The sequence below is a fragment of the Novosphingobium sp. UBA1939 genome, from assembly GCF_002336885.1.
Lineage (GTDB): Bacteria > Pseudomonadota > Alphaproteobacteria > Sphingomonadales > Sphingomonadaceae > Novosphingobium.
This window is the reverse complement of record NZ_DDFB01000149.1, coordinates 1-9,099: the sequence shown is the minus strand read 5'-3', so window position 1 is coordinate 9,099 and position 9,099 is coordinate 1. Positions and strand designations below refer to the sequence as shown.

At 64.1% G+C, this 9,099-nt stretch carries 11 protein-coding genes and 1 riboswitch; of the genes, 9 read left to right on the top strand and 2 right to left on the bottom strand.

Translation table 11 applies throughout. The features are described 5' to 3' along the window. The 4 genes from B3547_RS20105 to B3547_RS20090 form a co-directional block, all read left to right on the top strand. Positions 1–536: GNAT family N-acetyltransferase (locus tag B3547_RS20105; RefSeq protein ID WP_292966392.1), on the top strand; the 536-nt coding region annotated here is incomplete at its 5' end. Between the two features lie 167 nt (positions 537–703). Continuing rightward, positions 704–2,272, top strand: a complete 1,569-nt coding sequence (locus B3547_RS20100) for an ABC-F family ATP-binding cassette domain-containing protein (RefSeq protein WP_292966390.1) — start codon at positions 704–706, stop codon at positions 2,270–2,272. 142 nt (positions 2,273–2,414) lie between these two features. Then, on the top strand, positions 2,415–2,558 hold the full coding sequence (locus tag B3547_RS20095; protein WP_292966388.1) for a hypothetical protein: 144 nt from the start codon (positions 2,415–2,417) through the stop codon (positions 2,556–2,558). Positions 2,559–2,887: 329 nt separating this feature from the next. Next, the gene (locus B3547_RS20090; RefSeq protein WP_292966386.1) at positions 2,888–3,427 is read left to right on the top strand and encodes a hypothetical protein; all 540 of its coding nucleotides are present in this window, start codon (positions 2,888–2,890) and stop codon (positions 3,425–3,427) included. A 925-nt stretch (positions 3,428–4,352) separates the two neighbouring features. Here the strand turns inward: B3547_RS20090 and bfr are convergent. Beyond that, positions 4,353–4,832 carry a bacterioferritin gene (bfr, locus tag B3547_RS20085; RefSeq protein ID WP_292966384.1) on the bottom strand — a complete coding sequence of 160 codons (480 nt, stop codon included), beginning with the start codon at positions 4,830–4,832 and terminating at the stop codon, positions 4,353–4,355. 113 nt (positions 4,833–4,945) lie between these two features. Continuing rightward, the gene (locus tag B3547_RS20080) at positions 4,946–5,122 is read right to left on the bottom strand and encodes a (2Fe-2S)-binding protein (RefSeq protein WP_292966394.1); all 177 of its coding nucleotides are present in this window, start codon (positions 5,120–5,122) and stop codon (positions 4,946–4,948) included. Positions 5,123–5,265: 143 nt separating this feature from the next. Further along, a riboswitch (SAM-I-IV-variant riboswitch) is annotated at positions 5,266–5,373 on the top strand. Positions 5,374–5,422: 49 nt separating this feature from the next. On the opposite strand from B3547_RS20080, the gene B3547_RS20075 reads away from it, so the two are divergent. The 5 genes from B3547_RS20075 to B3547_RS20055 form a co-directional block, all read left to right on the top strand. After that, positions 5,423–6,331 (top strand): homoserine O-succinyltransferase, encoded by a 909-nt coding sequence (locus tag B3547_RS20075; protein WP_194919171.1) that lies wholly within the window; start codon positions 5,423–5,425, stop codon positions 6,329–6,331. 192 nt (positions 6,332–6,523) lie between these two features. Continuing rightward, entirely contained in the window at positions 6,524–6,727 is a 204-nt protein-coding gene (gene rpmI / locus B3547_RS20070) for a 50S ribosomal protein L35 (protein ID WP_124810521.1), read from the top strand. Between the two features lie 13 nt (positions 6,728–6,740). Next, positions 6,741–7,103 (top strand): 50S ribosomal protein L20, encoded by a 363-nt coding sequence (gene rplT / locus B3547_RS20065; protein WP_124810520.1) that lies wholly within the window; start codon positions 6,741–6,743, stop codon positions 7,101–7,103. A 203-nt stretch (positions 7,104–7,306) separates the two neighbouring features. Continuing rightward, positions 7,307–8,194 (top strand): helix-turn-helix domain-containing protein, encoded by an 888-nt coding sequence (locus B3547_RS20060; RefSeq protein WP_292966380.1) that lies wholly within the window; start codon positions 7,307–7,309, stop codon positions 8,192–8,194. A gap of 63 nt (positions 8,195–8,257) precedes the next feature. Continuing rightward, on the top strand, positions 8,258–9,099 hold an 842-nt coding region (locus B3547_RS20055), incomplete at its 3' end, for a phenylalanine--tRNA ligase subunit alpha (RefSeq protein WP_292966378.1).

Here is a 9,099-nt window from a genome sequence, read left to right as displayed (position 1 = left end):
GGCGGCGGGCGGAGTCGCTGCGCCGCACCGCCGCGCGCCGCCCCGACCTGGTCCCCCCGGCGCAGGTGGGCGATATCACTGACCTGGCCATCGTCCCGAGTGTGCCCGCGGACGCCCCGGAGCTGCTCGTCCTCCAGCGGTGTTGCTGGCTGGGCGAGGGCCGGGTCAACGACACCTGGGACATCCCACCGCTGGTCGAGACCCTGGACGATGTGCGGGCCTCATCTTCGGTATGGCGAACCTGGGTGGTCCGCTCGCACGGTCGGCTCATCGCCTCAGTCCGTGGCCGGGTCGACGAGGACGGCACCTGGGAGGTCGGTCGGCTCATGGTCGCGCCCGACTGGCAGGGTCGCGGGCTGGGTCGAGTGCTCCTGGAGTATGCCGAGCAGGCCGCTCCACCCGAGGTCACCGACCTCTGGCTGATCACCGGTGCGCAGAGCGCCCGGAATATTCGGTTGTACAAACGGGCCGGCTACCGGGTCGTTCTTGGGTCGCCATACCCGGGCACCGTGCTGATGCGTAAACGGCGCCGCTGACCTGCCGCCGGAACCGGCGGTGGAAAGTCCCTCGCCCGCACGGCGGACCCGGCGGTACCGTGGGTCCTGTCCCTGGCCGCCGACGAAGGAGCCTGCCGTGCTCGTGTGAGTCCCGTTCCGCCACCTGCCGACAGCAGGTGCAGACCGACTCGCTCCGGAGCACCGCCATGCCGCAACCTACGGTCGTTTGTTCGGACCTCTCCTTCACCTGGCCGGACGGCCAGAGCGTCCTCGACGGTCTCGACGTCACCGTCCCGCCCGGTCGCACCGGCCTGATCGGCGCCAACGGCTGTGGCAAGTCGACCCTGCTGCGGCTGCTCGCCGGCGAGCTGGCGCCCACTCGGGGCTCGGTCTCGGTCGTCGGACTCTCGGCCTATCTCCCGCAGCGGCTCGACGCCGAGGTCGCCGACCGGCTCGACGACCTCCTCGGTATCGCCGGGCCACGTCGGGCGCTGCGCCGCATCCTTGCCGGTGACCTCGACCCGCAGCTGTATGACCTCGTCGGGGCAGACTGGGACGTCGAGGAGCGCGCCGCGCTGGCGCTGGCCCAGCTCGGGCTCGGCCACCTCGACCTCGACCGCCCGGTCGACACCCTCTCCGGTGGCGAACGGGTCCTCGCTGCCCTCGGCGCCCGGCTGCTCCGCCGGCCCGACGTCCTGCTTCTCGACGAACCGACGAACAACCTCGACCGGCGGGCCAGGGCGCACCTCATCGATGCCGTCGAGGCGTTCCGGGGCGTCCTCCTCGTCGTCAGCCACGACCGTGAGCTGCTCGAGCACGTCGACCAGGTCGCCGAGCTGCGATCGGGCCGGGTGCGCATCGTCGGAGGCACCTACTCGGCATACCTCGAGGTGGTCGAGCAGGAGCAGGCGACCGCCGAGCAGCGGGTGCGGACCGCGGATGCCGCGGTCCGTCGGGAGCGCCGCGACCTCCAGGAGCAGGTGACCAAACAGGCCCGTCGGGACCGGTACGGCCGCCTCGACGCCAAACGCTCCGGGATGCCGAAGATGATGGCCGACGCACGCAAGCGCCGGGCGCAGGAGAGCGCCGCCCGGATCGGGGGTGTCCATGAGGACAGGGTGGCCAAGGCCAAGCAGGCGCTGGAGGCCGCCGAGGAGGCGCTGCGCGACGACGCCCCCATCCGGGTCGACCTGCCCGGCACAGTCGTCCCCGCGGGGCGCACCACCCTGCGGCTGTCGGACCTCCACCTGCCCACGGGCCAGGTCGTCGACCTCGAGCTGCGCGGCCCGGAACGGGTCGCCCTCGTCGGCGCGAACGGGGTCGGCAAGACCACCCTGCTGCGCGCCGTGGCCGGTCAGCTCACTGTCGAGGGGGTCTGCCTCACGCCGGTCCCGGTCGGCTACCTCCCGCAGTCGGTCGACCTGCTCGACCCGTCCCGCTCGGTCCTCGACGCCCTGAGCACCCTGGCCCCCACCAGCACACCAGGTCAGGTCCGGGCCCGGCTGGCCCGGCTGCACCTGCGGGGTCGCTCCGTGGAGCAGCCCGTGGAGACGCTGAGCGGCGGTGAGCGCTTCCGGGCCACCCTGGCCGCGCTGCTGCTCGCCGAGCCGCCACCGCAGCTGCTGCTGCTCGACGAGCCGACCAACCATCTGGACCTCGAATCCATCGAAGTGATCGAACAGGCCCTGCGCGGCTACGACGGCGCGCTGCTGCTGGTGAGCCATGATGCGGCGTTTCGGGAGGCGGTTGGGGTTACGCGGGGGATTGGGTTGTGAGGGGGGCGACCAACTGGTCATTCCACACGCGTTGTCCTGTCGATCGCTACCGCCCTCCATTTTGGACGTTCGGCGCCCTTGGCGGGGGCGGCGGAAGCGGTCATTGATTTTCCAACTGGCGGTGTGTGGGAATGCTGCAGACTTGGACGAAGTTACCCTTCATAACCATCCGGGTAATTGTCTGGTTGCAGACAAGTCAGTTCGTGCCAGCAATGAACTCGAAACAGCCTCACCGGCTGCACCTGCCGCCACCAAATATGACCAAATCGCTATCGCCGGATACTGAATAAAATTCGTCTACGCTGCCTAGAAGATTTCAAGAGAATCTGATGCAAGGTCAAATTTATGCCAAATTACTCTGATAGCCATTCGCGCCGTGCAAAGTTGAGTTTGAAAAGATGCATATTCTGTGGGTCAGATAATATTACAAGTGAACATATATTTGGAGATGTATTCCGTAAAGAACTTGGGATTAGAAATGAAAAGAATATTCACACTTTGGTGCGCCCAAATCCCTGTGGCGGAAGCGTCAGCAGAATTGGAGCAATTAACCGCAATGGTGACCCTTTGAGTCAAAGAATTAGGTGTGTTTGTGCGACTTGCAACAATGGATGGATGCAGGAAATTCAGAAGGCCGCGCAAAATATAGTAATCGATTATGCGCGAGGTGCATGGTTTGATCTTGATAAAGAACAGGCGTTGAATCTTGCAAAATTCGTCACGCTCAAGACAATGGTGAATGAATTTTGCGATCCAGATACCGTTCATATCTCTCAGGACGTGAGAACTGCATTTTATTCGTCAGAGGAGCATATGCCGCCTAACGATTTCCAGATATTTATCGCACCATTTGATGATAGTGGCGAAATAAATCGTGGTTTTTGGCATCGTGCCCTAAGAACCGAGGCCGAAGATTTGCGCTATAAAAAAGCCGCGATGGTGATCGACAAAATTGCATTTTTTGCACAAAATCCTCCCCCTCAAGCATCTATGTTTCAGGAGTGTCTAGTATATCAGACATTGTTTCCTATGAAGTGCTTGTACCCTGCGAAAGGATTGCATCGCCCGTTGGAAAGTATAACGTGGTCCGGAGTGCAGCGTATCATTGATGGCAGGGCGATATTGCCAGGAATAGGTGAATTGCAAACTCTCTAGAGCCTTTTCTAGGCGGCGTTATCTGCTCATCGGGATGGCCACCGAATGGAGCGTTTGAACTTCTGCTGCAACACGATCGCTAGTTGCCGGATTAAGGAGCAAGCTGAATTTACGATCACGGTTCTCGATCTCATCCGACTACCGTTCAGCGGGCACGTCAGTCTGTCCTCATCTTCGGCATAGGGCAGAGGGCCTTCGCAAAAGCTGCGCTGCGCCGTCAGCGTCGCCCTAACTTGACGTTCTCGAACGCGGTGGTGAGCGTCAGCTTTGTCCTAAAGATGTCTTGTCCATCGTCGGCGATCCGTTCCAATCTCCCCTTCCGAATACGTTATCGAATCGACGCGGCGTTGCCTTGAATCGCGGCATTCTGTGCGAGATTGGCGTATACGCTGAAATGCGCCAAAACGGATATAATCTGGAGTTCCGGCACCCTCAGGCGCGCTTTATCGCCAATGGGCGTCCTTGGCCTGCGTCCAGCGCCAATTCCCGCCTGCACCGACAAGTTTCGGTTTTTGTTCGACGCCGACAGTTAATATTCGGTTGACCGTCCTTCCGGTCCGTCGGCGATCAGCGCCAAGGCCTCTCCCCCCGGTGCCAAGCGCCGCAACACACCAAAACCGGCTGTTTTCCGCGCCAATTTGTGGTATGCTCCTAATTGGTGTTGTCCGGTCGACCTGTTCGGCACGGGGCATGTTCCGGGGCTGGCGGTGTGTCCGCCTTTCGCGGGCATGAGCCGGTCAGGAGCAACCGCAGGACTGAAAAGCTCCGGCCAGATGCCTCGGCGTCTGGCCGGGCGGTCCTTCCGCCCCACCCTTCCTTGCTGGCAGTTGTCTTGTTTCGTCATTGCGAGCGCAGCGAAGCAATCCAGCGCGTCACGCGGAACCCTGGATTGCTTCGCTACGCTCGCAATGACGCGGGTATGGCCTCAGTCCTCGGGCGCTTCGCTGTTGAGCTGGATGTAGTTTGGCAGGCCCATGCGCGCGATCATGTCGAACTGCTTTTCCAGCGTGTCGACATGCTCCTCCTCGCTTTCGAGGATGTGCTGGAACAGATCGCGGCTGACGTAATCGCGCACGCTTTCGCAATGGGCGATCGCGTCCTTGAGCAGCGGGATCGCCTCCATTTCCAGCGCGAGATCGGCCTTGAGGATTTCCTCCACGGTTTCGCCCACGCGCAGCCGGCCCAGCGCCTGGAAATTGGGCAGGCCATCGAGGAACAGGATGCGGTCGGCCAGCTGGTCGGCGTGCTTCATCTCGTCGATGGATTCGTGCCGTTCGAACTGGGCGAGCTTCTTGATGCCCCAGTTGTCGAGCAGGCGGAAATGCAGCCAGTACTGGTTGATGGCGGTCAGTTCGTTGAACAGCGCCTTGTTGAGAAATTCGATGACCTTGGCGTCGCCCTTCATGGCGCGGCTCCTTCAAACGTCCGGGGTGGGCAGCAGCCTATGCGGCCCGCGCCCATCGGCCAAGCGCGAACGATTCGCGCGAGGGGCGTCAAGGTGAGGGGAGGCGGTTGCGGTTAGGCGAGAGCGCAGGCGCGTTCGTCGGCCACCATGTCCTCGGCATCGTCCAGGCACTGGCGGCACTGGGGCTGGCAGCCCAGCCGGGCGTAGAGCGCTTCGGCATCGCCCGAATGGCTCCGCGCGGCGCCCCGCAGGTCCTTTTCGCGAATGGCATTGCAGATGCAGACGTACATCAGGACACCCGATTCTCTCGACCGACTGACCATCTTTTAATGCGAGGCAGTCTCAATAGCAAGGGCTTACCCGTGAATATCCTCTTGGCATCGCCCTCCGGGACAGTCCCGATTGCCAAGCGTTGCGTTCCGCGATAGAGCGGCTCCCGCATCAAGAGTTGGGGTGGACGCCCCGACGCCAACCTGCCGATCCGGGCAAGGTGGCGCTCCGCAAGGAGGATGTGGCCGATCCGGCAACCAAACGGACACGGACACGCGCGGCGTCTTTCCCCACGGGACGAGAAGAAAGACGCCAGGACTGTGCCGATCCGGATTGCCGACAACCTGCCCGCCCGCCGCACGCTCGAATCCGAAGGCGTGATCGTGATGGGCGAAACCGAAGCCGCGCGGCAGGATATCCGCCCGCTGCGCATCGCGTTGCTGAACCTGATGCCCGACAAGATCACCACCGAAACCCAGATCGCGCGGGTGCTGGGCGCCACGCCGCTGCAGGTGGAGCTGGAACTGCTGCGCATTTCCGACCACGTCAGCAAGAACACCTCGGCCGGGCACATCGCCGAATTCTACCGCCCCTGGGCGGACGTGCGCGGGGAACGCTTCGACGGGCTGATCGTGACCGGCGCGCCGGTGGAGCAGATCCCGTTCGAGGAAGTGACCTACTGGGACGAATTGCGGCGCATCTTCGACTGGTCGCAGGTCAACGTCCACCGCACGCTCAACGTCTGCTGGGGAGCGATGGCGGCGCTGCACCATTTCCATGGCGTGCCCAAGCACGGGCTGGCGTCCAAGGCCTCGGGCGTGTTCCGGCATGACAACCGCGCGCCGGCCAGCCCGTGGATGCGCGGGCTGCCCGACGTGTTCGACGTGCCCGTCTCGCGCTGGAGCGAAGTGCGCGCCACAGACCTGCCCGAAGGGCGCGGGCTGCGCGTGCTGGCCGATAGCGCCGAGACCGGGCTGTGCCTGATCGACGATCCGGCCCACCGCGCGCTGCACATGTTCAACCACCTGGAATACGATACGCTGACGCTGGCGGGCGAATACGCGCGCGACGAGGGCGGCTATATGCCGCAGCACTATTTCCCCGGCGACGATCCGCAGGCCGCGCCCGCCAACACCTGGCGCGGCCACGGGCACCTGCTCTACGGCAACTGGATCAACGAGACCTACCAGACCACGCCGTTCGATCTGGCCGACGTGGGCGGGCGCTGAGCAGGGGCGCCAGGAAGGGGCGCCAGGAAGGGGCGCCAGGAAGGGGTAGGTGCGGCATCAAAGCCAGCGCCCGCTTGCCTTTCCGGGCGGACCTGACTATGGGCGCCTCCTTCAACCGACACACCATTCGGGATTCGCCTGGCTGAAAGGGCTGCCACGGCGAATCTGGCGCGTCGAATCTAGGAGACGAAAATGCCCAAGCTCAAGACCAAGAGCGGCGTGAAGAAGCGGTTCAAGATCACCGCTTCCGGCAAGGTGAAGCACGGCGTTGCCGGCAAGCGCCACCGCCTGATCAGCCACAACGCCAAGTACATCCGCCAGAACCGCGGCACGGAAGTGATTTCCGACGCCGACGCGAAGGTGATCAAGAAGTGGGCGCCCTACGGGCTGAACTGAGGAGCGCTGACTTATGAGCCGTATCAAGCGTGGTGTTACCACCCGTGCCAAGCACAAGCGGATTCTGGACCAGGCCAAGGGTTACCGCGGCCGTCGCAAGAACACGATTCGCGTCGCCCGTCAGGCCGTCGAAAAGGCCGGCCAGTACGCCTATCGCGACCGCAAGGTTAAGAAGCGCACCTTCCGCGCCCTGTGGATCCAGCGCATCAACGCCGCGGTCCGCGCCGAAGGCCTCACCTATTCGCAGTTCATCCACGGCGTGAAGCTCGCCGGGATCGAACTCGATCGCAAGGCGATGGCCGATCTGGCGATGAACGAAGGCGGCGTGTTCAACGCCGTGATCGCGCAGGCCAAGGCAGCGCTTCCCGCCGCCTGAGCCGTTCGCATCGCGAGCCGCATCAAAGGGCATTGGTCCGTTCTGGACCAATGCCCTTTTTGCTGGAAAATCAGAAACTACCCCCGATTCTGCTAACCTGCGTGACAATATCGCCGATCTGGAGGCTTTTGCAGCGCGCAACAAACGATTATGGCGATTTGTAACGGATTGCTACTTAGCAACGATTCCGAAGGGTCGCGCGATTGCCAGCGGATTGCCGCGTAAAGGTTCGATTCCATCAGCCGCCCCTGGCGCTGCGCCCCTATTTCACGACGTTTTACCTCACCGAGATCGACATTCCCGAGGGGCAGCGGGTGCAGGATCACCTGCATCCCGAATGGGCCAACCTGCGGCTGTTCCAGGGCGTGACGCCCGAAGCGGAGATCGCGGGGGCCAAGGGGCCGCCCGGAATTGCCGCGATCGGCACCGGGCCGACGAGCACGACCATCCGCTTCACCGCCGGCCGATGCCGCATATGGGGCATCGGCCTGTTGCCGCTGGGCTGGGCCAAGTTCGCGCGGGCGCCGGCACACCTCTGGGCCGATCGCATCTTCGATCCCTGCGCGGAGCCTGACTTCGCCCAGTTCGGTCCGCTGATCGACGGCGTATTCGGCGCGTGCGTGGAGGAAGCGGCGGAACTGGAACGGATCACCGCCTTTTTCGCGGCGCGCGCGGACATGCCGGCGCCCGATGAAGACCGGATCGTGGCCATCCATGGCGCGATCGTCGATCCGGAAACGGGCTCCGTGGCGGACGTGGCCGAAGCGACGGGCCTGGCTTCGTACACCATCGAGCGCATCTGCCGCCGCTATTTCGGCTTCGCCCCGCGCCTGCTGCTGCGCCGCCAGCGCTTCATGCGCAGCCTGTCGCAATACATGCTCGATCCCGAACTCAAGTGGATCGGCGCGATCGACGGACACTATCACGATCAGGCGCAGTTCGTTCGCGATTTCCGGCGGTTCATGGGGATGACGCCGCGCGCCTATGTGGCGCATCCGCGTCCGGTGCTGTCGGCCGTGATGCGCGCGCGCTTCGAGGCGGCCGGCGCGGCCGTGCAGGCGCTGCACCTGCCGGCGCGGACCGGAGACTGATGCAACGGGGGCGCTGCGTTTCGCCCTTTGATTCCGCACCGTTTGGCGCTAGCGGCACCGGCGATGGAACAGCTTGAACAACAGCAGGCCGAAACGCTGGGCGCGATCGCGGATGCCGCGACGCCCGAAGCGGTCGAGGCGATCCGCGTAGCCGCGCTCGGCAAGCAGGGCTGGGTCAGCGCCCTGCTCAAGACGCTGGGCGGCATGTCCCCGGAACAGCGCCAGAGCGAAGGCCCGAAGATTCACGCCGCGCGCGAGGCGGTGACCGCCGCGCTGGCCGCGCGCAAGGGCGCGCTTGAGGCGGCGGCGCTCGATGCGCGGCTGGCGGCCGAGACGGTGGACCTTTCGCTCCCCGCGCCCGAAGCGCCCAGGGGATCGGTCCATCCGGTCAGCCAGGTGATGGACGAGCTGGCGGAAATCTTCGCCGACATGGGCTTCGCCGTGGCGTCCGGCCCCGAGATCGAGGACGACTGGCACAACTTCACCGCGCTCAACATGCCCGAAACGCACCCGGCGCGGGCGATGCACGATACCTTCTATTTCCCCGACAAGGATGCGGAAGGGCGCGCCATGCTGCTGCGCACGCATACCTCGCCGGTGCAGATCCGCGCGATGCTGAAACAGGGCGCGCCGCTGCGCGTGATCGCGCCCGGCCGCGTCTATCGCAGCGACAGCGATGCCACGCACACGCCGATGTTCCACCAGATCGAAGGTCTGGTGATCGACAAGGGCATCCACCTTGGTCACCTGAAGTGGACGCTGGAAACCTTTCTCAAGGCGTTCTTCGAGCGCGACGACATCGTGCTGCGTCTGCGCCCGAGCTATTTCCCGCTCACCGAACCGTCGGTGGAAGTCAACGTGAGCTATGCCGTGATCAACGGCAAGCGCGTGGTCGGCGGCGGCGG